Here is a 22,546-nt window from a genome sequence, read left to right as displayed (position 1 = left end):
GTTGTTTCTCCCGCTCTTTGGTTTGCCCCGGGGTGCCTGACACAATCCCCGCCGGCGGCGTTGCAGAACATCGGCTTCTGACGGCCGATCGAGACGAGGCCGCGCAACACAGGCGAGCCGCCTGTTGCGTCAACCTCGTTCCCGGATAAAGTCATACGATAGAAACAGGCGTGTCAAGCGCTGCACCGGCAGCGGGGCGAGCTCTCGCAGGCTGGCGATCACGGAGGAATGCGCGGTTCGATGCAGCTTCATGTCAAAGCGCGCGCGACGAGGCTCAATCCAGACCGGCTCTTCGGCCAGGTTGCGCACAGGCTCGCGGTCGCAATCATCACCGGCGCCTCGCCGGCGGGAGCGCTGCTGCCGAACGAGGACGATCTGAAGGATGAAATCTCAGTCTCGCGCACCGCCTATCGCGAGGCCGTGAAGTTTCTGACCGGCAAGGGACTGGTCGAGGCCAGGCCGAAGAGCGGCACGCGGGTGGCGCCGCGCGAGACCTGGAATCTGCTCGACCCCGATGTGCTCGCCTGGCATTTCAAGGCTGATCCCAACGAGAAATTCATCCGCGATCTGTTCGAGCTTCGGCTCTTCGTCGAGCCGAGCGCGGCCCGGCTGGCGGCGCAGCGGCGCAGCGATGCCGATCTCAGCCGGATCGAGGCGGCCTTTCGTGGCATGGCCGAAAACCCGCCCTATGCCGAGCCGACCGTCAATGCCGACCTCGCCTTCCACGAGGCGATCTTCGCCGCGACCCGCAATCCGCCGCTGCAATGCCTCGCGCCCGCGGTTTGCGCGACGATCCAGTGGTCGTTGTTCCTGAAGGCGCCCGACGACCGCTTCTTTTTCACGGCGTCATTGATCGATCATGAGCGTGTGCTTGAGGCGATCGTGCAGCGCGATGGCGAGCTCGCGGCGGCGCGGATGAGCGGACTGGTGATCGACAGCCTGAACAGCACTTTGCGCCTGCTCGCCGGTCGAACTGATGCAGATGCGGGCAAAACCGCGTGATTAAATCATACTATATCGGGCTGAATCGACAGCGGAGCCGGGATGGCATAACCGGCTCTGCGAGCAGCCCTTGTCTGCGGTTGTGGGAATTCCCCGGCGGCACGCGAGCAGCTAGGTTGATCTAATCGTTTTAAGAATTTGAAATCAAGCCAGCAAGCGTTCCACGAAAGCAGGACCATGACCACACAGAACAAGATCGAGATCGTCATGACCGGGCCGCTGATGGCCTATGCCGCCGACCAGCTGAAGGCGCGCTTCATCGTGCACGAGCTCTGGAAGGAGCAGGATCGTGCAGCGGCGCTTGCTGCCGTGAAGGACCGGGTGCGCGGCGTCGCCGGCGGCGGCGCGCATGTGCGCATCGACGACGCGCTGTTCGATGCGCTGCCGAAGCTGGAAGTCGTTTCGAACTTCGGCGTCGGCTACGACAATGTCGATGCCAAGGCCGCCGGGAAGCGCGGCCTCATCGTCACCAATACGCCTGATGTGCTGACCGACGAGGTCGCCGATCTCGCCATCGGCCTCCTGCTGTCGACCGTACGTCAGCTGCCGCAGGTCGACCGCTATCTGCGCGCCGGCAAGTGGCTGCAGGGCGCCTATCCGCTCACCACCTCGCTGCGCAAGCGCAAGATCGGCATCGTCGGCCTCGGCCGGATCGGCAAGGCTGTGGCGCGCCGGCTCGAAGCCTTCGACGTGCCGATCGCCTATCATGGCCGCTCGCGCCAGGCCGATGTCGCCTATCGCTACTATCCCTCACTGGTCGAGATGGCCCAGGATGTCGACACGCTGGTCTCGGTCGCGCCGGGCGGCGATTCGACCCATCACATCATCAATGCCGAGGTTCTGAAGGCGCTCGGGCCGAACGGCATCGTCGTCAATGTCGGCCGCGGCACGGTGATCGACGAGCAGGCGCTGATCGAGGCGCTGAAGACTAAGACCATCCTCTCTGCCGGCCTCGACGTGTTCGAGGACGAGCCGCGCGTGCCGGCCGAGCTGATCGCGATGGATCACATCGTGCTTCTGCCGCATGTCGGCTCGGCATCTGTGCATACGCGCGAACAGATGGGCCAGCTTCTGGTCGACAATCTTGTTTCATGGTTCGATGGCAAGGGTCCTCTGACACCGGTTGCCGAGACGCCATGGACAAAAGCCTGATCAAGACGGGAATGCGCTGGATGCAGCGGGGCGTAGCGATCGCCGCTCTGGCGCTGCTCGCCGCCTTGCCGGTTGGGGCGCAGACGCAATCGCTGCCACGCGGTGCCGAGAAGGCGCCCGAGGGCCTGAAGCCCTTCATCGGCGCATGGGACCTCGAGAAGCTCGGCTCGGCGCGCGAGTGCACGGTGACCTTCGGGGCCGAGACGGCCGGGCAGGGCCGGCAGGTCCGGTTCCCGGCGACGTGCCGGCGTGCCCTGCCGATTCTCACCGGGGTCGTCGCCTGGGATGTCGCCGATGGCGCGCCCAGGCTGCTCGACGGCCATGGCAAGCCGGTGATCGTCTTCAGCGGGAAGGCCGATCCGGGGCGGCGCGGCAAAGGCAGCGATGGCGCGGAATACGGGCTCGACCCGGCCGGCTATGTGCGGGCGCAGCAGCGTCCGGCGCCTGGACGGGCTGAGCTTGCGGCGACGGCGGCGGCGCGCCCGACTGCCGTCGATCCTGCGAGCGCGCCTGCGGCAGGCAGTGTCCCCGGCCGCTATACGGTGATGCGACAGGCTGGACGCGATGTCTGCAAGCTGGTGCTCTCCACCAATCCCTCGGCCAATGCCGGCGCGTCGGTCGCGAGCTTCGACGGGCTTTGCCCGGACACCGGGTTGACGATCTTCTCGCCGGTCGCCTGGCGCTATGAGGCCGGCCGGCTCGAATTGATCGCCCGCAAGGGCCACAAGGTCGAGCTGGTCTTCGAGGGCGGGCAGTGGCGCAAGGACCCGGCGGTCGGCGCGCCGCTGCTGCTGAAGAAGCTGCCTTAAGGTCGATTGGCCTCTGGGCCCAACGGCTCTTCTCGTCATGGTCGGGCTCGTCCCGACCATCCACGTCTTTGCTTCACCGATCGCATGCGGTGTTCAAGACGTGGATGCTCGGCACAAGGCCGAGCATGACGGTGGCGATGCTTTAAGCCTAGGCGATTACGCGACGAACGTGCCGCCGAGCTCGTCGTCGATATGGGCGCGGATGATCTCCTCGAAGCTCGATTCCGCCTTGAAGCCGAGCGCCGGCGCGCGCTTCGCGTCGAAATTGCGCGGCCAGCCGGCGACGATGGCGTCGATCACCGGATCGGGCACACGCTTGATGCGCTTGACCACGTTCTCGCCGGCGACCTTGCGCAGCGCCTCGATCTGCTCGGCGACGGTGGCGGAATAGCCCGGCATGGTCAGGGCGCGGCGCGGGCCGATCGCAGCCGTATCCATCGTCGCGGCGTGGACGAGGAAGCCAACGGCCGAGCGCGGCGAGGCGTGCCAGTGGCGGACCTGGTCGGAGACCGGCAGCACCGCGTCCTGGCCGTTGAGCGGTTCGCGGATGATGTTGGAGAAGAAGCCGGAGGCGGCCTTGTTCGGCGCGCCCGGCCGGACGCAGATCGTCGGCAGGCGGATGCCGATGCCGTCGAAGAAACCGCGGCGGGAGTAGTCGCTGAGCAGCAATTCGCCGATCGCCTTCTGCGTGCCGTAGCTGGTCAGCGGCGTGGTGAAGAACTCGTCCTCGATCTTGTCATGGAAGGGCGCGCCGAAGACGGCGATCGAGGAGGTGAAGATCACGCGCGGCTTGTAGCCGTTGCCGGTGAGGCGGATCGCGTCGAAGAGATAGCGCGTGCCGTCGAGATTGATGCGGTAGCCCTTGTCGAAATCGGCCTCGGCCTCGCCGGAGACGATCGCGGCGAGATGGACGATCAGCTCCGGGCGCGAGGCGATCAGCTTCTCGGCTTCGCCCGGCTGGGAGAGGTCGGAGGTCAGCGACTCGAAGGCGAAGGGCGCATTCGCCGGCGTCGCAGCCGGGAAGACGTCCTGCGCCGTCACCTTGTCGATCGCCTTGCCGCCGAGGCCGCCGTCGCGTGCCAGGCGCTCGATGAACTTGCGGCCGACCATGCCGGCGCCGCCGATGACGAGGATGTGCATGCTTTTGTCCGATCTTTTGCTTCTTAAGTTCAGTTGGGTAGGCGGCCGCCGAGATCGTCCTCGATATGGACGCGGATGATCTCGTCGAAATCCTGTTCGGCCCGGAAGCCGAGCGACAGTGCCCGCTTGGCGTCGAAGCGGGTCGGCCAGCCCTTGACGATGTCGGCGGCGGCCTTGTCGGGGGCGCGCCGGATCAGCTTCACCGCCTTGTCGCCGGCGATGCGGCGCAAAGCCTCGATCTGCTCGCCTACGGTGACGCAGACGCCGGGCATGCTGAGGTTGATGCGTGGGCCGAGATCTTCGCGGGTCAGCGAGGCGCCGTGCAGCAGGAAGCCGACGGCTGAGCGCGGCGAGGCATGGGTGAAGATGACGTCGTCCTCGACCGGCAGCAGCGCCTCCTGGCCCTGCAGCGGCTCGCGGATGATGCCGGAGAAGAAGCCGCCGGCCGAAGCGTTGGGTTTGCCCGGCCGGATCACGATCGAGGGGAAGCGGATACCGACGCCATCGACGAAGCCCCGGCGCGAATAGTCGGCGAGCAGCAATTCGCCGATCGCCTTCTGCGCGCCATAGCTGGTCAGCGGCGTGACGTGGAACTCGTCGGAGATCGCCGGCGGGAAGGGCGCGCCGAAGATGCCGCTCGATGAGGAAAAGACGAGCTTGGGCACATAAGGCCCATTCTTCGCGCTCTCCTGCCGGATCGCCTCCAGCAGATTGCACATGCCGTCGAGATTGATGCGATAGCCCTTGTCGAAATCGCGTTCCGCCTCGCCGGAGATGATCGCGGCGAGGTGGAAGATGATGTCGGGCCGCAGCGCTGCGAGTTCGGCCGCGACCGCTGCCGAACTCGAATCCTCGGTGCGGCTCTCGATCGGCCCATCGAAGCCTGCCGGGCGCGGCGGCGCCACGACGTCGGTCAGCGTCAGCCGGGTGAGCGGCTTGCCGGCACAGGCGCCCTCGCGGGCGATGCGCGCGGCGAGCCGCGAGCCGATCATGCCGGCGGCGCCGCTGATCAGGACGTGCATGGCGTTTCTCCTGCGCTGATCAGAGCGCGAAGCCACCATCGGCGAGATGGATCTGGCCGGTGGTGTAGCTCGCCTCGTCGGAGCCGAGATAGACCGCGAGCCAGGCGATTTCCTCGGCGGTTCCGAGCCGGCCCATGGGCTGGCGGTCGATGAAGGCCTGGCGGGCTTGAGCCTCGGTCGTCTTGGTCACCTTGGCGAGGTCGACGATGCGCTGGTCGAGCGAGGGCGACTGGATCGTGCCGGGGCAGATCGCGTTCGAGCGGATGCCCTTCTTGATGTAGTCGGCGGCGACCGCCTTGGTCAGGCCGATCACCGCGGCCTTGGTCGCGCCGTAGACATAGCGGTTCGGGATGCCGCGGACCGAGCCGGCGCCCGAGGCGATGTTGACGATCGAGCCCTTGCCGGCGGCGAGCATGCCGGGAACAAAGGCCTTGATCGTGCGGTGCATCGACTTGACGTTGAGGTCGAAGGAGAACTCCCAAGCCTTGTCGTCGCACTCCAGGATCGTGCCGTGATGGACGTAGCCGGCGGCGTTGACGAGGATGTCGATGGTGCCGACCTTCTCGGCGAAAGCCTCGACCGCCTTGGTCGAGAGCACGTCGAGCTTGCGCTTCTTCGCCTTCGGGATGCCGTCGAGCAGGGCGACGTCCTTGTCGGTCGCCCAGACGGTCGCGCCCTCGGCCACGAAGGCCTCGGCGATCGCCCGCCCGATGCCCTGGCCGGCTGCGGTGACGACCGCGACCTTGCCCTTCAAACGTCCTGCCATGTCGTTTCTTCCCTTTTGTCCGATTATCGGAAGGCTGGTTACCGAAGGTTCTTGCGCATATGGATCAGCCGGCGATCCGGCAGATCCTCGAAATGGGTGGTCTGGTAGCCGAGGCGCTCATACCAGCCGATGCGGTCGGCGAGCTTGGCATGGGTGTAGAGATGGACGGCGTCGTGGCCGAGCGCCTTGGCCCGCTCCTCGGTGAAATTCATCAACTGCGAGCCGATCTTCCTGCCGGTGGCGGCGGGCGAGACGGCGATGCTCCAGAGCGTGAACTTCGCCGGCTCGTCCTCGAGCACGAGGACGCCGTCGAGCGCCCCCTCGCTCTCGGCGAGCCAGACCTCGTGTTCCGCCAGCACCTCACGATAATCGGCGATGCGCGGCAGGGAGGGCACGCCGATGATGCTCTCATTCGGCAGATAGGCGGCCTGCGTCAGCGCGACGATCGCCGGGATGTCGTCCGTCGTGGCGCGACGCAGGGCCATCTCAGGCGGCCCCCGCAGTCTTCGTGAAGCCGGCCAGCGAGCTCTTCTGCTGGCCCTGCGCGTCGAAATTCTCGGGTGCGAGCCAGTTGCGGAAGGCCTGCCCGACCTTCGGCCATTCGCCGTCGAGGATCGAGAACCAGGCGGTGTCGCGATTTTCGCCCTTCACCACCTGATGCTGACGGAAGAGGCCTTCGTACTGGAAGCCGAAGCGCTGCGCGGCGCGCTTGGAGGGCTCGTTGCGGTTGTTGCACTTCCACTCATAGCGGCGATAGCCGAGCGAGAAGCCGTAGTCGCCGACGAGATAGACCGCCTCGGTCGCCATGCGGGTGCGCTGCATCGACAGTGAATAGGTGATCCAGCCGACCTCGAAGACGCCGTGCTCGGGCCGGATCTCCATCATCCAGAGATGGCCCTTGGCCTTGCCGTCGGCCTCGTCGATCACGGCGAAGGGGATGATGCCGGCCTTGCCTGCCATCATCGTCAGCAGTTCGCCATAGGCTTCGCGGCTCGGCGGAAGCGTTGCGGGCAGCCAATCCCAGACGGAAGGATGGCCGGCCATGGCCTGCCAGATGTCGTCGAGATGTCGAGCGGGATCGAGCGGCTCCAGCCGGCAATAGCGGCCCTGCAGCACCTTGACCGGCGGGAAGGAGCGGGGCGTCCAGTTCAGCGTCGTCATGCCTTGATCGTCCTGCGCCAGGCGGTGAAGTCGTGCGTGATCTGCCAGTCCGGGCCGAGCTCGGCGGCGATGGCGGCAGCGAGTGCCCCGCCTTCCGCTTCCCAGGCCAACCGTTCGACTTCGTTGGCGAAATTGGAACTCGCCTCGTCGGCCTCGTCATAAATGGCGTCGAAAACGTCCATCCAGCTTTCCAGCCGGTCGGCGAGGTCGTCCGACAGGCCGACATCGTCGGCATCGACCGGCTTGCGCTTGCCCTTGGCGTCGATCTGCCAGAGCCCACTCTTGCCGAGCCATTCCGGGGCAATGAGAAGCTGCCCGCTCACGAGCGCGCCTTGAGATCGTCGCGGAAGAACGGGTTGAGCGGGGCCGAGGCGCCGTTGCCGGCGAAGCCCTTGAAGCTGCCTTCGTCCTTGATCAGCCGGGTCGCCTCGATGAAGGCGGCCCAGGCAGCGCGGGCCAGGGCTCCGCCGATCGAGATGCGGCGCGTGCCGGTGGCGGCGATGTCGGAGGCGCTGAGGCCGAAATCGCCATAGACCAGCGTGTTGACCGGCTTGCCGCCGGCCGCTGCGACGATGGCGCCAATGTCGGCTGCCGTCTTCGGGCCGGGGGCGTAGAGCACGTCGGCGCCCGCTTCGGCATAGGCCTTGATGCGTCGCACCGACTCGTTCAGCGCGTCGGGATGGCCAGTCAGGAAGCATTCGGCGCGGGCCGTCAGCACGATCCCGGTGCCGGTCTCGTCGACGGCGCGACGGGCTGCCCTGATGCGCTCGACGGCGAGCTCGAAGGGATAGAGCGGCTTGTCGCTGCGGCCGGTCGCGTCCTCGATCGAGAGGCCGGCGACGCCGGTCGCGATGCAGAGCTTGACGTTGGCGGCGACGCCGTCCGGGGTATCGGCATAGCCGTTCTCGAAATCGGCATTGATCGGCAGATCCGGCACCGCCTTCACCAGCTCGGCGAGATGAGCCAGCATCATGTCGCGCGGCACATCCTGGTCGGCCCGTCCTTGCGTGAAGGCGAAGCCGGCACTGGTCGAGGCCAGCGCCTTGAAGCCCTGGCCGCGCAGCCAGCGGGCCGAGCCCTCGTCCCAGGGGTTTGGCATGACGAAGCAGCCGGATTGGTGGAGTTTGCGAAACGCGTCGACTTGCGGGCTGTAAGTCATTTTAAATCGTTTCAAATGAGCTCAGGGGCGTCATACTGTCGTCCCTGAGCCGATTTGTCAGCCCCGCTCCCACGCATCTGCCGGCGAGGCGCGATGCGCGGCGGGAATGACCGGCGGCAGGAGCCCCGCCGCCGGCCATGCGCGATATCAGTGGTTGTCGCGCGGAATGCCGAACTTCTTGTGGATCTTCTGGTACTTGACCGCCGGCTTCAGCACCATGCCCTCGGAGAGCTCGTCGACGATCTTGCGCTGGATCTCCTGCCAGGGCGTCTGGCTCTTCGGGTACTTGTAGCCGCCGGCCGCCTTGAGCTCGGCGCGGCGCTTCTCCAGCTCCTCGTCCGAGATCAGGATGTTGGCGGTGCGCTTCTTCAGGTCGATGCGGACCTTGTCGCCGGTCTTGAGGAGCGCAAGGCCGCCGCCGGTCGCCGCTTCCGGCGAGGCGTTGAGGATCGAGGGCGAGCCCGACGTGCCGGACTGGCGGCCATCGCCGACGCAGGCGAGGGCGGTGACGCCCTTCTTGATCAGGTAATCCGGCGGCCGCATGTTCACCACCTCGGCCGCGCCGGGATACCCGACCGGGCCGACGCCGCGGATGAACAGAACGGTATGCTCGTCGATTCCGAGCGCGGGATCGTCGATGCGGTGGTGGTAATCCTCCGGCCCGTCGAAGACGACGGCCTTGCCCTCAAAGGCCATCGGGTCTTTCGGGTTCTCGAGATAGCGCTTGCGGAACTCCGGCGTGATCACCGAGGTCTTCATGATCGCCGAATCGAACAGGTTGCCGGAGAGGTTGAGGAACCCGGCCTCCTTTTTCATCGGTTCATCATAGGCCTTGATGACCTCGCGGTCGCCCGTGAAGGCGCCTTCGCAGTTCTCGATATGGGTCTTGCCGTTGGCGGTGATCGCGGGCTTGAGCCGGCCCTTGGCGATCAGCTCGGCAATCACGGCGGGCAGGCCGCCGGCGCGGTAATAATCCTCACCGAGATATTCGCCGGCCGGCTGCATGTTGACCAAGAGCGGCGTGTCGTAGCCGATCTTGGTCCAGTCCTCGTTGTCGAGCTTGACGCCGATATGCTTGGCGATGGCGTTGACGTGGATCGGGGCATTGGTCGAGCCGCCGATCGCCGAGTTGATGACGATGGTGTTCTCGAAGGCCTCGCGGGTCAGGATCTTCGAGGGGATCAGGTTCTCCCAGACCATCTCGACGATGCGGCGGCCGGTGAGATAGGCCATCTCGTAGCGGTCGCGATAAGGCGCGGGGATCGCGGCGGCGCCGGGCAGGGTCATGCCCATCGCCTCGGCGAGCGCGTTCATGGTCGAGGCCGTGCCCATGGTGTTGCAATGACCCGCGGATGGCGCGGACGAAGCGACAAGATCGACGAAGCCACGATAATCGATCTCGCCGGCCGCCATCATCTGGCGTGCCTTCCAGACGATCGTGCCTGAACCGGTGCGCTCGCCGCGGAAGGAGCCGTTCAGCATCGGCCCGCCGGGCAGGGCGATCGCCGGGATGTCGACCGTTGCGGCGGCCATGATCTGGGCCGGGGTGGTCTTGTCGCAGCCGGTGGTCAGCACGACGCCGTCGATCGGGTAGCCGTAGAGGATCTCGACCAGGCTGAGGTACTGCAGGTTGCGGTCGAGCGAGGCGGTCGGCCGCTTGCAGGTTTCCTGGATCGGATGGATCGGGAACTCGAAAGGCACGCCGCCCATCTCGCGGATGCCGTCGCGGACTCTGCTGGCGAGTTCGAGGTGATGGCGGTTGCAGGGGGCGATGTCGGAGCCGGTCTGGGCGATGCCGATGATCGGGCGGCCGGACTGCAACTCCTCGCGCGACAGGCCGAAATTCATGGTGCGCTCGATATAGAGCGCGGTCATGTCGGCATTGGCGGGATTGTCGAACCAGGCTTTCGAGCGCAACTGCTCCGGCTTGATCTTCCGCGCCGGCTTCTTCCCACTAGGCGTCTTGCCATTAGGCGTCTTGGCCATCCCGTCATTCCCTCTCGCAGCCAGGCGGCGTTCGCGCCGCTTCAGCATCGTCTTTAAATCGATTTGACCGGCAGGTCATGCTGGTCGCAAGCGGATCGGCAAGGGCGCTTGCCGGCTGCTGTATTCTGCATACAGCAGCTTATGGCGTCGTGCCAATCGCTTGGTGGGCGCCGCTGCCAGCAAAAGTCGCTGCGGCGCAGTTTGCAAGTGTTCCAAATGCGCCCCTGCCTCCCAGGCAGCGCAGCCGCGCGCCGTGAGAGCAGGAAAATCGCCGACCCGCATTCATGCGCCACGCCGCATTGATGTGGATCAGGCGGTGTCCGGAGACCGACGGCCGGCTTTCAATAGCCCGTCAATTCGTCGCTGGTCGGAGGTTTTTTGGGAGCCTTGCCAAGAATTCGCGTCATGATGGTCGTCAGCGTCGCAACATCGTTGTCGAAGCCGCCATGGCTGGTCGAGCGGGTCAGGTTGAGCTTGTCGTTCGCGCTCGACGAATAATCGATCTGGATCTTGTCCGAGGGGCGTAACTCGTCACGAAAGCGCTGCATGCCTGCCAATGGCATATTGGCTTTCTCTTCATAAGCGCGGGAGACGAGATAGAGGAGCGAGCGGCTGTAGCCGAACGGCCCACCCCAGCCGACGACGTCGTTTCGCTCGCGTTCGTCATCGAGATTGTAGAGGTAGATCTTGTCCTTCAGCGCCGGTCCGCCGGGCTTGGCGAGATAGCGCGCGTAAGTCTCCTGGAAGAACTCGGCGGTGCAGGCCGGCGCCATCAAGTGGATCGAGCCGAATTCGAGCTGCGACAGGCCGAAGCGGGGCATCGCCGCAAGCAATTCTCCCAGCATGATCGCGCCGGCACTATGCCCGACCAGGTGCAGCAACGGCCGTTCGGCGGCCTTGTCGAGGCCCTGAAGCAACGGCTTCAACCCGTAGAAGCCACCGTCATAGGTCGTGCCCCTGGCGAAGGACATGGCGGCATCCTGTTTCATGTTGCGCCAGGCCCGCAGGCCGAGAGGGCGCAACAGCGTCTCGAGCGCGAGGTCGCCGAGAAAGCCGGCGGCGCGCCCCTCCTGCGCCTCGGACATCCTGCCGAAGACCTCACCGATCGCCTCGGTGTTCCACATCAGATGGAAGTTATAGATGCCATTGCCGCTGAAGACCGCATTGCGCTTCCACGTGGCGATTCGATTGGCCTCGTCGTTGGTACTGTTCAAGCCGCCATGCGCGTAGATGACGAGGTGCTGGTAACCCTGCCCATCGTTCGATTCCGCATCGATCAAGCGTTTGACGGTTTCGGTCATTTCAGCCGGCGTCGGCGAATAGTAGCGGCCGCCGGTGACGTAGGCGCCGTCGTCGATATTGATGAAATGGCCGACGATATCCGTCCGCACAGGGGAAGGCGCGGTTTCCCGGAGCATGCCGGCATTGGCGAGCGTGCGTCGCGGCAAGGCGCTGAAGGCGGTCGGAGCGTGGACGCCGAGCTGCAACACCCAGGCATCCATGACGGTCGCAGCCCAGTCTTCGTATGACCAGTGGGCGATACCGTCATCACCCCAGGAACTGCCCCAGGAGTTCAGCACCCAGAAGCCGGTCGCATCATAGCCGACGATGACGAAGGCGTGGCCTCCGGCGGACACGCCGCTCGGCACGATCTGATTTTTCTCCGGCCTGGCCCAGCCGGAGTGAATCTGCGCGGAGGCGACGATGACGCCGATCTCGTCGATGGCGGCGTGATAGTCGGCGAGATCCGGCATCAATCTGTAGTAGGCGCCGATCCGGTTCTGGCGTGCCTCCTTGCCGATCTCATAGGTCAGGACCCACGGATCGGTCGCGTCATCGTCGACCAGTCCCTGGGTGCAGACGCCGTTGCGGTAGAAGCCGCTGATCGCGCCGCGAATGCTCGACCCTTCATAACGGGTGCCGGTCCACTCGTCGTTGAGCTTGGCCATTTCGTAGAGCATGCGGGCGCTCACGCTGATCGCCGGCGCGTCGAGACCGGCGCGGTGCAGCAGCATGTCCACCGCATGGGCGAGCGCATAACCCGTGCAGCTGTTGCTGCTGCCCTGATCGCGGATCTTGAAGGGGATCGACGGGTACCTGCTCGGCCTCAAAGCCCGCAAATGGGGCTGGTAGATGCGGTCGCGGATATCAGGCAGGTCCGGCAGGACATCCAGCCTGCGTCCCGAGAGTTCTTTGGGAACCGCGCTGAACGAACGATTGGCGATCCGGATCTCGGGGACATCGGTGTCGGCAACCGTGTCGGAGGGCATCTCGATCGGGGCCGGGGCAGGCTCCACTCCGATCTTGGCCGCTGCTTCCGAAGGGGGCACCGGCTCGATCGGCTTTTGAGCCTTGCTGGTGCGGCCGACTGGCGGTTTCCCCGGTGTCGTCGCTTTTGCCATGTCTCTCCCCCAAACGATCGCGGTCGAGGCAAGCAATGGCGAAGCCGCGTATCCGGCCGTTCTTATGAACGTCAGGATTGCATCGCGGGTCTCCCATGTCGAGATGCGCCGCAGGGTTTGGCGTGCCGCGATGACGATGGGAGCGGTCCTCTTGTCAGGTCGGCGCTTTGCACGGAAGAGAGTGTGAAAGACGCGGCCGGTGGCGCCGCAAGCGAAGAGGAAACTGCCATGACGCTGCACGTCGTCCCATCCTTCGGCCGGATCGGTGAGGAGAACGCCTTCGCCGTGCTCGCCCGCGCCACCGAATTGCAGCGCCAGGGCAAGGACATCATCAATCTCGGCATCGGCCAGCCGGACTTCCCGACGCCGGAGCATATCGTCGAGGCTGCGGTGAAGGCGCTGCGCGACGGCCATCATGGCTACACTCCGGCCAACGGCATCCTGCCGCTGCGCGAGGCGGTCGCCGCCGACCTGTACAAGCGCTTTTCGGTCGATGTCTCGCCGGAGGAGGTGATGATCGTGCCGGGCGGCAAGGTCACCATGTTCATGGCGATCCTGATGTTCGGCGAGCCCGGCGCCGAGATCCTCTATCCCGATCCCGGCTTCCCGATCTATCGCTCGATGATCGAGTACACCGGCGCGACGCCAATCCCGGTGCCGATCCGCGAGGAGAACGGCTTTGCCTTCTCGGCCGAGGAGACGCTGGCACTGATCACGCCGAAGACCAGATTGCTGATCGTGAACTCGCCCGCGAACCCGACCGGCGGCGTCACGCCCAAGGCCGAGGTCGACAAGCTCGTGGCCGGCCTCGCCCGCTTCCCCGACGTCGCGGTCATGTCGGACGAGATCTACGACCAGATGCTCTATGACGGCGAAAAGCACGTCTGCCTGCTGAGCTATCCCGAGATCCGCGACCGGCTGATCCTGCTCAATGGCTGGTCGAAGACCTATGCCATGACCGGCTGGCGCATGGGTTTCTCGGTCTGGCCGAAGCCGCTCTACGACAACGCCCGCAAGCTCGCGGTGAACTCGCATTCCTGCGTCAACGCGCCGGCGCAGTGGGCGGGGCTCGCAGCACTGACCGGCCCGCAGGATGCGGTCGCGATGATGCTGGCGGAGTTCGACCGGCGCCGGAAGGCGGTGGTCGCCGGGCTGAATGGCTTGCCCGGCGTCTCCTGCATCGTGCCGAAGGGCGCCTTCTATGCCTTCCCGAACGTGTCGCAAACCGGCTGGAAGGCGAAGAAGCTGGCTTCGGCCCTGCTCGATGAGGCCGGTGTCGCCACGATCGGCGGGCCGGATTTCGGCGTGCATGGCGAGGGCTATATCCGGCTCTCCTACGCCAATTCGCTTGAGAACATCGAACGTGCGCTCGGACGGATGGGCGAGTTCCTCAAGAACGCCAAGGCGGCCTGACCATGACGATCACCTGCCATCTGCGTTACGTCGTCGACCCCTACCAGCTCCCGGCCTTCGAGGCCTATGGCAAGGCCTGGATCCGCTTGGTCGAGCGGTTCGGCGGCAAGCATCACGGCTATTTCATGCCGTCGGAAGGGACCTCGAACGTCGCGCTGGCGATGTTCAGCTTCCCGTCATTCGCGGAGTACGAGGCCTATCGCGAGGCCTCGTTCAAGGACGCCGAATGCCTCGCCGTGGTTGCCGAGAACGACAAGCAGCGCTTCATCGTCAGCTATGAGCGTAGCTTCTTCCGGCCGGTGTTCGAGGACGATCAGGGCGTCAAGCGCGCGCCCTGAAGCGGTTCACCCGGAAGACTTGACGCGTCCTGGCACCAGCCGGACCTTGCGCGGCGCTGCCAGCCAGATCGCCGCCGCCGAGATGAAGCAGCAGGCGATGACCAGCAGGAAGGCGAGGCGGTAGCTGCCGGTGGCGTCGTGGATCGTGCCGGCGAGCCAGGGTCCGGCGGCGCCGCCGCCGAGCAGCGCCACGGTGACTGTCCCGAAGATCGCGCCGAAATGCGGCCCCTCGAAAATCTCGAAGACGATCGGACCCAGCACCGAGGTGATCGCATAGCCTAGGAAGCCCTGCGTGATCACCATCAGGTAGAGCAGAGCGGGCGAAGGCGTGTGCTCCAGCGCGATCAGCGCGGCGTAGCAGATGGCGAAGCCGAGGCAGCCGATCATCCAGATCCATTCGCGGCCGATCCGGTCCGACAGGGCGCCGAGACTGATCTGGCCGGGAATAGCGACGGCGCTGACCAGCCCCAGCGCCCAGGCCGCCATGAGCGGTGTGAAGCCGACCTCGATCAGGTACTTGGTCTGGTGGACCTGGACGGCATACCAGGCGACCAGCGCGCAGAAATAGCCGATCATGATCCACCAGAGGCGGGCCGTGCGCAGCGCTCGCGCCAGCGTCCATTCGACTGCGACCCAGGCCGGATCGACCACCGCCGCCCTGCGTTGCGCGGCGACGGCGCCGGCCGGACCAGTCTCGCCATCCGGCTGCAGGCCGAGATCCTGCGGTTTGCGCCGGACCAGCAGGTTGAGCGGGCCAAGAAGGAACAGGACGAGCAGGCCCATGATCCAGCAGGCGGCGCGCCAGCCGTCCCGGCTGATGATCGATTGCAGCCACGGCAGGAGCAGCAGCGCTCCGACGCCGACGCCGGAAAAGGCGATGCTGATCGCGAAGGCCCGGCGGCGCACGAACCAGTTCGGCAGGAACAGCGACTGAGCCGAAAAACTCATCAGGTTGGCGCCGCAGCCGACGAGGACGCCAAGCGTCAAATAGAGGTGCCAGGCCGCGCCGATCGCAGGCGCGATCAGCATGCCCGCTGCCAGCATCGCCACGCCGGTCTCGATGACCACGCGCGGGCCGTGCTTGTCCATCATGCGGCCGACGAAGGTGCTGGTGACGGCCGAGAGCAGGAAGCCGAAGGAGAAGGCGCCCGAGGCGAGGCCGCGATCCCAGCCGAATTCGTCGATCAGCGGCGGCAGCAGCAGCGAGAACGCGGTGCGCGCATTGACGGCCACCGCCATGGTGACGAAGGCGATGCCGATGACGAGCCAGCCATAATAGAACGGCAGGCGTGCCGACCAATGTGGGTTTGGTGATTGCATGCCGCATTGGACGGCTCGGTGCGCCGGGCGGTCAATCCTTGCCCGGCGCACTGCAGACCTGCGTTACAGGTCAGGCCTTCGCGGCGCTCGCCGCTGAATCGATGTTCGCGACCAGCTCGGCATCGAGGCCGAGCGAGCCGGCGAGGCCGGCGAGGAAGTCCTTCTCGGCCGGGGTATCCGGATTGATGGCGATCCGGGCAGCCGTATAGATCTGCGCCGCGAGCTCGGGCGTCTCGGCGCCTTCGACCAGCGCATCGACACTGGCGGGGTTCGCCAGTTCATTGGTCAGCCATTGATTGGCTTCGGCATCGAGGCCGGCTTCGCGCAGGCCGCCGAGGATGGCGTTGCGTTCGGTCGCGTCGATCTTGCCGTCGGCTGCAGCCGCCGCGATCATGGCACGGATGAAGAGCAGCGCATGCTCGTTCTTCGCCGCTTCCGGTTCGAAGCCGGAGCCGGCGGGGGCTGGCAATGCGGCCTGCTGGTCGGCGCCGAGCAGCGGCTTGCCGGCCTGGTAATTCTGATAGGCCTTGTAGGCGAGACCGCCGACCAGAGCGAGGCCGCCCATCTTGGCGGCTGAGCCGGCGATCGAGCGGCCCGCCGAGGTGCCGAAGATCAGCGCGCCGAGGCCGCCGAGTACGGCGCCGGCGGCGAGCTGGTTGCCGCCGAGCATGCCCTTGGCCTGCTCGATCAACTGCTCGGGCGTCTTGCCGCCGGAGAGCTGGCCGACGATGTCGGTCGCGCCCTGCTGCAGGCCGGTGTTGCGCGCAGCGTCCTGCACGCCCTGGCTGGCCTGGCCGAAGATCTGGCCGGCCATGCCGGCGAGACCGCCGGCGCCGCCGGCTTGCTGGACCTGCTGGGCGAGATTGCCGAGCACGCCGCCCAGCCCGCCAGCCTGGCCGCCCTGGGCGCCAGCCTGGCTGCCCGCATTGACGAGGGCATCGAGGAGGGACTTGGCGTTGAACATCGAGAGAGCTCCCTGATAGGTCTGCCGCCGCCGCAATCTAGGTATGCAGTGGCCGGGACGCTAGGGCCGCCATGCGATTGCGACGAGAGCATGACGCATGCGATCGTACGCCGGAAAAACGCGCCGGGGCCTTGCCAATCGCCGCAAAATCCTTATACAGCCGGCCATCGCATCAGGCACGCACGTCGTTTGCTCGATGAGAGCCGGCCTCCGGTTCGCGTCGCCTTCAGTTTTTTGACCGGTTCTGCCATAAGGCGGGCCGATGGGAGTACCGGTTATGAAGATCCGCAATTCGCTGAAGTCGCTCCGCGCCCGCCATCGCGACAATCAGCTCGTGCGCCGCAAGGGCCGCGTTTACATCATCAACAAGGTCCAGAAGCGCTTCAAGGCGCGTCAGGGCTGAGGTTTCGCGCGGCCGTCAGGCCGCGCTGGAAGCTTCCTTGTGAGATTGAAAGAGCGGGCTGCACAGTGTGCGGCCCGCTTTTTTGGCTTGCGCGCGACCTCGCTTCTCCAGCGATCTCGCTGGGCCGTGAATTGACGCCGGGCTTCGTCAGGCCCACCTTGAGAGCATGAGACTCTCTCGTCTTGCCCGCCTTGCGCTGATTCCGGGGCTGCTGCTTGCGGCTGCCCCCGGAACGCTTGCGCAGGACAAACCGCTGCGTGACGGCGCCGTGCCGAACGCCGATCGCGACGACAAGCCCAACCTGCCGGAAGCCCCGCCGCCGCGCAGCCCCGTCACGCTCGACCGGTTGTTCGAGCGGCTTGCCGGCGCCAAGACGCCGGAAGAGGCGAAGGGAATCGCCAATCTGATCCAACGGCGCTGGGCGCGGTCGGGGTCGGATACGGCTGATCTCCTGATGACGCGGGCGCAGGATGCGCTGAAGGCGCGCGAATTGCCGCTGGCGATCGAATTGCTCGACCGGGTCGTCACCCTGGAGCCCGACTGGGCCGAGGGCTGGAATCAGCGGGCCAATGCGCTGTTCCTCTCGGGCGATCCGATTCGCTCGCTGCTCGACATCGCCGAGACGCTGAAGCGAGAGCCGCGCCATTACGGCGCGATGATGGGGCTCGGCACGATCCTGCGCCAGCAAGGCGACGACAAGCGCGCCATGGTCGCCTATCGGCGGGCGCTCGTCATCTATCCGCAGCTCGACGCGGTGAAGGACGCCGTCGAATCGCTCAAGCTCGAGGTCGAAGGTCGCGACGCCTGAGTCGCCTCGCGCATCGTGCTCGGGCCTGACCCGAGCATCTCATGCCGGATGAAACTCTGATCGGCACCTTCTTGCCCTGAGATTCTCGGATCTCCGCTTCGCTGCGTCGAATGACGCGTGGTCACGCTCTTGCCATTTGGCAGCGTTTTATCTATATTCTGCCAAATGGAGATTGCCCGATGAGCCTGCTCTCGCCGGTTTCGACCTCGCCCGATGCCTTCTCGCCTGCTGCGATCACCGAGGCCGAGGCTGCGGCGATGTTCCGCGCGTCGGTGAACCTCTTCCGCCTCTGGGGCTTGACCGACGAGGAGGCCGCCGTGCTGCTCGACCAGCCGGTGCGCAGCTATCGGCGCTGGAAGGCAGGCGAGATCGGTCGCATCGACCGCGATGCCAAAGCGCGGCTCTCCAACCTGATGGGCATCCACAAGGCGCTGCGCCTGATCTTCCGCGAGCCGCAGCGCGGCTATGCCTGGATCAAGGCGGGTAACGAGGCTTTCGCCGGCAGGTCGGCGCTGGAGGTCATGCTCGGCGGCGAGCTCACCGATCTGATGCGGGTGCGGCGCTATCTCGACGCGGAGCGCGGGCTCTGGTGAGCACGGACGACTTTCCGGTCGCGCCGGTCGCTTGGCCTGGCGCGGTCCGTATCATCCGCAGCGCCTTCCCGCCGATCGACCTGTTCGAAGATATCGCGGACCCCGCCGACTGGCCGCTGCTGATCCTGGCGGAGATGAAGACCAATCCGCGGCTGATGGAGACGATCGGCAATCTCGACCTGGTGCCACCCACCCGCCGCGTCTCCGGACTGGGCGCGAGCTGGCTGATGGCACCGTTCACCCATGTCAGCCGCGATCGGCCGAGCCGGTTCAGCGATGGCAGCTTCGGCGTGCTCTATATCGCCGACAGCTTCGAGACGGCGCTGTTCGAGACGATCCACCACCATGGTCGCTTCATGGCGCGGACGAAGGAGCCGCCCGGCTGGACCTCGCAGTTCCGGGAACTGGTGCTGTCGATCGAGGCCAACCTGCACGATCTGCGCGGCGAGCGGGCTGGGGAGAGCGTGCTGCTGCGGCTAGACGATTACTTGGAAAGCCAGACGCTGGGTTTGAGGCTGCGCGCCGCCGGCTCGGATGGCGTGACCTATCCGAGCGTGCGTCGGCCAGGCGGGGAGTGCGCCGGGCTGTTCTGGCCCGATCTCGCCGGCAATCCCGTCCAGGGCCGGCATCTCGACTATCACTGGAACGGCGAGTGGGTCGACCTCTACCGCGAGGCCGGGACCGGCAAGGTGTTCCGGATCGGGTAGCCACGATCATCGACGAGATCGGTGCAAGGCTGCCTCCCGATCGCTCGGAAGGCAGCTCATGCGTTGGCGCGCTTACGCAGCCAGGCGGGCGCGCGTTCGCACGATCATCAGGGCCGCCTCGGCCGCTTCGCGACCCTTGGTGACGAAATGCGCCCTGAAGATTTCGGCGTGATGCGCCCCCTCCCGGTAATGATGCGGGGTCAGCGAGACCGAGAGCACCGGCACGCCGGTGTCGAGCCCGGCCCGCATCAATCCGTCGACGACGGCTTGTGCGACGAACTCGTGGCGGTAGATGCCGCCGTCCACGACCAGGGCCGCAGCGGCCACGGCAGCGTAGCGGCCAGTCGCGGTGAGGTCGCGTGCGAGCAGCGGCATCTCGAATGCTCCCGGCACGTCGAACACATCGACCTGATCGGGAGGGATGATCTCGAGAAATCCTTTGAGGGCCTGGTCGACGATATCGGCGTGCCAGGCGGCCTTGATGAAGGCAAAACGGGCGAGTGTCACAGTGATCTCCTTTCGCGACAGACACGTCACCCAAGGCGATCACGGCCGCGCGCCGCGCCTGTGGGCGCGGACGACGGCACGTTCTCTTTCATCCGGACTGTGACCGTCGGCTCAGGCATCGCACCTGATCTGCTGACCCTTCCTTGCGAAAGGCGCTCGCGGGCTCACGGCCGAGGCCGCATACCGCCGGTGGGGAATTTCGCCCCGCCCTGAGAACGCGTTCACGATAGCCGACTCGCACGCCGCGGCAAGGAACAGCCGCCATGCGCTGGAAGCGGGCGCATTTCTGCATCGCTGCGGCTCACGCTATCCTGGGCGACGTGGCGTGGAGGCTTTGCAGCGTGGCCAAGCTCATCTTCGGAATGAACCTGTCTTTGGACGGCTATGTCGACCACGAGGCCTTTGCGCCTGATGCCGTGCTCTTCCGCCACTGGATCGAGCATGTGCGAGGCTTGGCGGGCAGCGTCTACGGTCGCCGCATGTACGAGATCATGCGCTATTGGGACGAGGACCATCCTGAGTGGACCGCGGATCATCGCGACTTCGCAGCGGCCTGGCGGCGCCTGCCGAAATGGGTTGTGTCGCGCTCGCTCACATCGGTCGGCCCCAATGCGACACTCGTCGCCGGTGACATGGAGACTGCGATCCGCAGGCTGAAGGATGAGCTGGCGGGTGAGATTACGGTGTCCGGGCCGAAGCTTGCGCAAAGCGTGACCGAGCTTGGTCTCATCGACGAGTATCGGCTCTACTTCCACCCGCATGTGCTGGGGCATGGCACGCCGTTCTTCGCAGGCCCCCGGCCGCCGCTGCGCCTCGTCGCCAGCGGTCGCATCGGCGAGAGCGTGATCAGGCTGACCTATGTTCCTGCTTAGTCACACAAGCTCGCTTGCCTGTTCCTGCTGAGCGAGAGGACCGCTTTGGGTCGAAAACTGCCTTTAATCAGGGACTGAGACGATGCCGCCGAGCGATACGCGCCCGACGTCTCAGTTCGTCCATGATGTCCTTGATCTCGCAATCCAGCACGTACAGGTCACCCAGAGAGTGCCCGTTCAAAGGGCCACCATATATGAGCCCCATGGCGCGATAAAAAATGCGTGCATGCAAAGGGCCTCTGCCGAAGGGCATGCCGACGCCAATCTTGTACAGCCATCGGTTTGGGGCATCAGCGGCGCGCGATGAAAGCCATTCGCGATAGGCGAGGCTCTTTTCAAGGTGCGTAGCCAGCCCTTCGTCGCTCAGCTTAGCGAGGTCACCGCGTAGGTTGATGCCAAGTCTCACAGGTACGCCTGCCGGGGTGAATTGCTTGAAATCTGCACCACGCCAATGCCCGCCATGGGGCGTAAGCAGCGGCGCGCAAAACCCCGCCGCTAAACCCTCACCGCTTTCGCCTTTCGGTCCGCCCCGCCGAACACCCGCAGATACCTTGCGATCTCGGCCGGGTCGCCGGTCGCCTTGTTCGGGTTGTCGGAGAGCTTCACCGCCGGGCGGCCATTGGCGCTGACGACCTTGCAGACCAGTGAGATCGGGTCGAGATCGGGCGTGCCGACCGGCGAGCAGCCGACGAAGTCGTTGGTCAGGTTGGTGCCCCAGCCGAAGCCGGTGCGGACCCTTCCGTGGAAATGGCGATAGGCCTCCTCGATCGAGTCGATGTCCATGCCGTCGGAGAAAATCAGCAGCTTGCTCTTGGGATCGCGGCCCTGGGATGTCCACCAGGCGATGATCTGCTCGCCGGCCTCGATCGGCGGGGCGCTGTCAGGGCGAAAACCGGTCCAGTCGGCGAGCCAGGACGGGGCATCGTCGAGGAAGGCCGTGGTGCCGAAGGCGTCCGGCAGCACGATCAGGAGGTTGCCACCATAGACCTGGCGCCATTCGTCGAGCACGCGATAGGGCGCGCGCTTCAGTTCCTCGTCGCTGTCGGCCAGCGCCGCCAGCACCATCGGCAGTTCATGGGCGTTGGTGCCGATCGCCTCAAGATCGTGCTCCATGGCGAGCAGGACGTTGGAGGTGCCGGTGAAGGTCGGCCCCAGGCCCTCCTTCAGCGCCTCGACGCACCAGCGCTGCCAGAGATGACCATGGCGGCGGCGCGTGCCAAAATCGGAGATGCGCAGATCGGGCAGCTTCTTCAGCCGCTCGACCTTGTCCCAGAGCTTCGACTTGGCGCGGGCATAGAGCACGTCGAGCGCGAAGCGGTCCCAGCCCTTGAGTGCCTGGCGCGAGCGCAGCTCGTTGACGATGGCGAGTGCCGGGATCTCCCACATCATCGAGTGGGTCCAGGGGCCGGCGAAGGTCAGCTCGTACTGGCCGTCGACTTTGCGGAGTTCGTATTCGGGCAGGCGGAACTCGGCGAGCCAGGCGATGAAGTCCGGCGTGAACATCTGGGTCTTGCCGTAGAAGCTGTTGCCGGCGAGCCAGATCAGCTCCTTCTTGGTGAAGCGTAGCCCACGGGCATGGTCGAGCTGGGCGCGCAGCTCGGCTTCCTCGATCACGTCGGCGAGGCGAATCTGCTTGGAGCGATTGATCAGGCCGAAGGTGACCTGCACCTCCGGGTGGAAGCTCCTGATCATCTGCAGCATCAGCAGCTTGTAGAAATCGGTGTCGAGCAGGCTGCGGATGATCGGGTCGAGCCGCCAGCTGTGATTGTAGGTCCGGGTGGCGATGTCGGTGAGGGCCATGGGCGTCGCTGGCTCGCTGAGACTACGTGTCCGCTCGAGACGCCGTGAGGGCGGCCTGCGCCTGGCATTTTTCTGCGCTTCGGTGCTCACGTACTTGAGTACGCTCCGCTCCGATGCTCGAAAAACACCAGTCTCGTCACGCCCTGACGACGCCTCAAACGGACACTGACGCCTCCAGCAGTAGAGCAGGGGAGGGCCGAGGGGAATGGCGGCTGCCGAGGC

The 22,546-nt window shown here is 65.7% G+C and carries 23 protein-coding genes and 1 riboswitch; of the genes, 10 read left to right on the top strand and 13 right to left on the bottom strand.

All coding sequences use genetic code 11. The features are described 5' to 3' along the window. Positions 1-240 precede the first annotated feature (240 nt). The 3 genes from GV161_RS03085 to GV161_RS03075 all read left to right on the top strand — a co-directional run bounded on the left by GV161_RS03085 (position 241) and on the right by GV161_RS03075 (position 2,963). Positions 241-1,002, top strand: coding sequence for a FadR/GntR family transcriptional regulator (locus tag GV161_RS03085; protein WP_159650116.1), 762 nt, complete (start codon positions 241-243; stop codon positions 1,000-1,002). A 177-nt stretch (positions 1,003-1,179) separates the two neighbouring features. Beyond that, positions 1,180-2,154 (top strand): 2-hydroxyacid dehydrogenase, encoded by a 975-nt coding sequence (locus tag GV161_RS03080; RefSeq protein ID WP_152011909.1) that lies wholly within the window; start codon positions 1,180-1,182, stop codon positions 2,152-2,154. Then, entirely contained in the window at positions 2,139-2,963 is an 825-nt protein-coding gene (locus GV161_RS03075; protein WP_159650115.1) for an AprI/Inh family metalloprotease inhibitor, read from the top strand. Before GV161_RS03080 ends, GV161_RS03075 begins: the two co-directional genes overlap by 16 nt. A 156-nt stretch (positions 2,964-3,119) precedes the next feature. Here GV161_RS03075 and denD (GV161_RS03070) read toward each other — a convergent pair whose 3' ends face one another. The 9 genes from denD (GV161_RS03070) to GV161_RS03030 form a co-directional block, all read right to left on the bottom strand. Continuing rightward, positions 3,120-4,103 (bottom strand): D-erythronate dehydrogenase, encoded by a 984-nt coding sequence (gene denD / locus GV161_RS03070; RefSeq protein WP_152011911.1) that lies wholly within the window; start codon positions 4,101-4,103, stop codon positions 3,120-3,122. A 29-nt stretch (positions 4,104-4,132) separates the two neighbouring features. Beyond that, entirely contained in the window at positions 4,133-5,125 is a 993-nt protein-coding gene (denD, locus tag GV161_RS03065) for a D-erythronate dehydrogenase (RefSeq protein WP_152011912.1), read from the bottom strand. Between the two features lie 19 nt (positions 5,126-5,144). Continuing rightward, on the bottom strand, positions 5,145-5,891 hold the full coding sequence (locus GV161_RS03060; protein WP_152011913.1) for an SDR family oxidoreductase: 747 nt from the start codon (positions 5,889-5,891) through the stop codon (positions 5,145-5,147). 38 nt (positions 5,892-5,929) lie between these two features. Beyond that, positions 5,930-6,376 (bottom strand): GNAT family N-acetyltransferase, encoded by a 447-nt coding sequence (locus tag GV161_RS03055; RefSeq protein ID WP_152011914.1) that lies wholly within the window; start codon positions 6,374-6,376, stop codon positions 5,930-5,932. A 1-nt stretch (position 6,377) separates the two neighbouring features. Next, positions 6,378-7,052 (bottom strand): GNAT family protein, encoded by a 675-nt coding sequence (locus GV161_RS03050; RefSeq protein ID WP_152011915.1) that lies wholly within the window; start codon positions 7,050-7,052, stop codon positions 6,378-6,380. Continuing rightward, a complete protein-coding gene (locus GV161_RS03045) occupies positions 7,049-7,375 on the bottom strand; it encodes a hypothetical protein (protein ID WP_152011916.1) in 327 nt (108 codons plus the stop codon). The genes GV161_RS03050 and GV161_RS03045 overlap by 4 nt, the downstream gene beginning before the upstream one ends. Further along, positions 7,372-8,211, bottom strand: coding sequence for an isocitrate lyase/phosphoenolpyruvate mutase family protein (locus GV161_RS03040; protein WP_152011917.1), 840 nt, complete (start codon positions 8,209-8,211; stop codon positions 7,372-7,374). The genes GV161_RS03045 and GV161_RS03040 overlap by 4 nt, the downstream gene beginning before the upstream one ends. Before the next feature lie 147 nt (positions 8,212-8,358). Then, the gene (locus tag GV161_RS03035) at positions 8,359-10,197 is read right to left on the bottom strand and encodes an IlvD/Edd family dehydratase (protein ID WP_152011918.1); all 1,839 of its coding nucleotides are present in this window, start codon (positions 10,195-10,197) and stop codon (positions 8,359-8,361) included. A gap of 341 nt (positions 10,198-10,538) precedes the next feature. Further along, positions 10,539-13,016 (bottom strand): C1 family peptidase, encoded by a 2,478-nt coding sequence (locus GV161_RS03030; protein ID WP_244623855.1) that lies wholly within the window; start codon positions 13,014-13,016, stop codon positions 10,539-10,541. Between GV161_RS03030 and GV161_RS03025 the strand changes: the two genes are divergently transcribed. Beyond that, a complete protein-coding gene (locus tag GV161_RS03025; RefSeq protein ID WP_244623905.1) occupies positions 12,906-14,012 on the top strand; it encodes a pyridoxal phosphate-dependent aminotransferase in 1,107 nt (368 codons plus the stop codon). The two genes, GV161_RS03030 and GV161_RS03025, sit on opposite strands and share 111 nt — an antisense overlap. Positions 14,013-14,014: 2 nt before the next feature. Further along, entirely contained in the window at positions 14,015-14,350 is a 336-nt protein-coding gene (locus GV161_RS03020; RefSeq protein WP_152011920.1) for an NIPSNAP family protein, read from the top strand. Between the two features lie 6 nt (positions 14,351-14,356). Here the strand turns inward: GV161_RS03020 and GV161_RS03015 are convergent, their stop codons facing one another. Then, positions 14,357-15,670, bottom strand: coding sequence for an MFS transporter (locus GV161_RS03015; protein ID WP_152011921.1), 1,314 nt, complete (start codon positions 15,668-15,670; stop codon positions 14,357-14,359). A gap of 70 nt (positions 15,671-15,740) precedes the next feature. Next, positions 15,741-16,634 carry a DUF533 domain-containing protein gene (locus GV161_RS03010; RefSeq protein ID WP_152011922.1) on the bottom strand — a complete coding sequence of 298 codons (894 nt, stop codon included), beginning with the start codon at positions 16,632-16,634 and terminating at the stop codon, positions 15,741-15,743. A 277-nt stretch (positions 16,635-16,911) separates the two neighbouring features. Between GV161_RS03010 and ykgO the strand changes: the two genes are divergently transcribed. The 4 genes from ykgO (at position 16,912) to GV161_RS02990 (ending at position 19,145) form a co-directional block, all read left to right on the top strand. Continuing rightward, positions 16,912-17,037, top strand: coding sequence for a type B 50S ribosomal protein L36 (gene ykgO / locus GV161_RS03005; RefSeq protein ID WP_038363015.1), 126 nt, complete (start codon positions 16,912-16,914; stop codon positions 17,035-17,037). Between the two features lie 166 nt (positions 17,038-17,203). Then, positions 17,204-17,845, top strand: coding sequence for a tetratricopeptide repeat protein (locus GV161_RS03000; RefSeq protein WP_152011923.1), 642 nt, complete (start codon positions 17,204-17,206; stop codon positions 17,843-17,845). A gap of 179 nt (positions 17,846-18,024) precedes the next feature. Continuing rightward, positions 18,025-18,438, top strand: a complete 414-nt coding sequence (locus GV161_RS02995) for an MbcA/ParS/Xre antitoxin family protein (protein ID WP_152011924.1) — start codon at positions 18,025-18,027, stop codon at positions 18,436-18,438. After that, entirely contained in the window at positions 18,435-19,145 is a 711-nt protein-coding gene (locus GV161_RS02990) for an RES family NAD+ phosphorylase (RefSeq protein WP_244623856.1), read from the top strand. The genes GV161_RS02995 and GV161_RS02990 overlap by 4 nt, the downstream gene beginning before the upstream one ends. Before the next feature lie 72 nt (positions 19,146-19,217). Here GV161_RS02990 and GV161_RS02985 read toward each other — a convergent pair whose 3' ends face one another. Continuing rightward, positions 19,218-19,652 (bottom strand): 6,7-dimethyl-8-ribityllumazine synthase, encoded by a 435-nt coding sequence (locus GV161_RS02985; protein WP_152011926.1) that lies wholly within the window; start codon positions 19,650-19,652, stop codon positions 19,218-19,220. Between the two features lie 76 nt (positions 19,653-19,728). Further along, a riboswitch (FMN riboswitch) is annotated at positions 19,729-19,873 on the bottom strand. 120 nt (positions 19,874-19,993) lie between these two features. Here GV161_RS02985 and GV161_RS02980 point away from each other — a divergent pair. Then, the gene (locus tag GV161_RS02980; protein WP_152011927.1) at positions 19,994-20,524 is read left to right on the top strand and encodes a dihydrofolate reductase family protein; all 531 of its coding nucleotides are present in this window, start codon (positions 19,994-19,996) and stop codon (positions 20,522-20,524) included. 495 nt (positions 20,525-21,019) lie between these two features. Here the strand turns inward: GV161_RS02980 and pncB are convergent, their stop codons facing one another. Next, positions 21,020-22,324 (bottom strand): nicotinate phosphoribosyltransferase, encoded by a 1,305-nt coding sequence (gene pncB / locus GV161_RS02975; RefSeq protein WP_152011928.1) that lies wholly within the window; start codon positions 22,322-22,324, stop codon positions 21,020-21,022. Positions 22,325-22,546: the final 222 nt, after the last annotated feature.

The organism is Bosea sp. 29B (assembly GCF_902506165.1).
In the GTDB taxonomy this organism is placed as follows: Bacteria; Pseudomonadota; Alphaproteobacteria; order Rhizobiales; family Beijerinckiaceae; genus Allobosea.
This window is presented reverse-complemented; position numbering and strand designations above follow the sequence as displayed.

Bases quoted from the DNA above. Each gene is read 5' to 3' on its own strand.
- ykgO (WP_038363015.1), top strand. From the start codon at position 16,912: ATGAAGATCCGCAATTCGCTGAAGTCGCTCCGCGCCCGCCATCGCGAC.
- GV161_RS03075 (WP_159650115.1), top strand. From the start codon at position 2,139: ATGGACAAAAGCCTGATCAAGACGGGAATGCGCTGGATGCAGCGGGGC.
- denD (WP_152011912.1), bottom strand. From the start codon at position 5,125: ATGCACGTCCTGATCAGCGGCGCCGCCGGCATGATCGGCTCGCGGCTC.
- GV161_RS03030 (WP_244623855.1), bottom strand. From the start codon at position 13,016: ATGATGGCCGTCGCGCAGCGCCTTCACCGCAGCCTCGACGATATGCTC.
- pncB (WP_152011928.1), bottom strand. From the start codon at position 22,324: ATGGCCCTCACCGACATCGCCACCCGGACCTACAATCACAGCTGGCGG.
- GV161_RS03010 (WP_152011922.1), bottom strand. From the start codon at position 16,634: ATGTTCAACGCCAAGTCCCTCCTCGATGCCCTCGTCAATGCGGGCAGC.
- GV161_RS03040 (WP_152011917.1), bottom strand. From the start codon at position 8,211: ATGACTTACAGCCCGCAAGTCGACGCGTTTCGCAAACTCCACCAATCC.
- GV161_RS03055 (WP_152011914.1), bottom strand. From the start codon at position 6,376: ATGGCCCTGCGTCGCGCCACGACGGACGACATCCCGGCGATCGTCGCG.
- GV161_RS03035 (WP_152011918.1), bottom strand. From the start codon at position 10,197: ATGGCCAAGACGCCTAATGGCAAGACGCCTAGTGGGAAGAAGCCGGCG.
- denD (WP_152011911.1), bottom strand. From the start codon at position 4,103: ATGCACATCCTCGTCATCGGCGGCGCCGGCATGGTCGGCCGCAAGTTC.
- GV161_RS03060 (WP_152011913.1), bottom strand. From the start codon at position 5,891: ATGGCAGGACGTTTGAAGGGCAAGGTCGCGGTCGTCACCGCAGCCGGC.
- GV161_RS02995 (WP_152011924.1), top strand. From the start codon at position 18,025: ATGAGCCTGCTCTCGCCGGTTTCGACCTCGCCCGATGCCTTCTCGCCT.
- GV161_RS03050 (WP_152011915.1), bottom strand. From the start codon at position 7,052: ATGACGACGCTGAACTGGACGCCCCGCTCCTTCCCGCCGGTCAAGGTG.
- GV161_RS03080 (WP_152011909.1), top strand. From the start codon at position 1,180: ATGACCACACAGAACAAGATCGAGATCGTCATGACCGGGCCGCTGATG.
- GV161_RS03000 (WP_152011923.1), top strand. From the start codon at position 17,204: ATGAGACTCTCTCGTCTTGCCCGCCTTGCGCTGATTCCGGGGCTGCTG.
- GV161_RS03085 (WP_159650116.1), top strand. From the start codon at position 241: ATGCAGCTTCATGTCAAAGCGCGCGCGACGAGGCTCAATCCAGACCGG.
- GV161_RS03015 (WP_152011921.1), bottom strand. From the start codon at position 15,670: ATGCAATCACCAAACCCACATTGGTCGGCACGCCTGCCGTTCTATTAT.
- GV161_RS03020 (WP_152011920.1), top strand. From the start codon at position 14,015: ATGACGATCACCTGCCATCTGCGTTACGTCGTCGACCCCTACCAGCTC.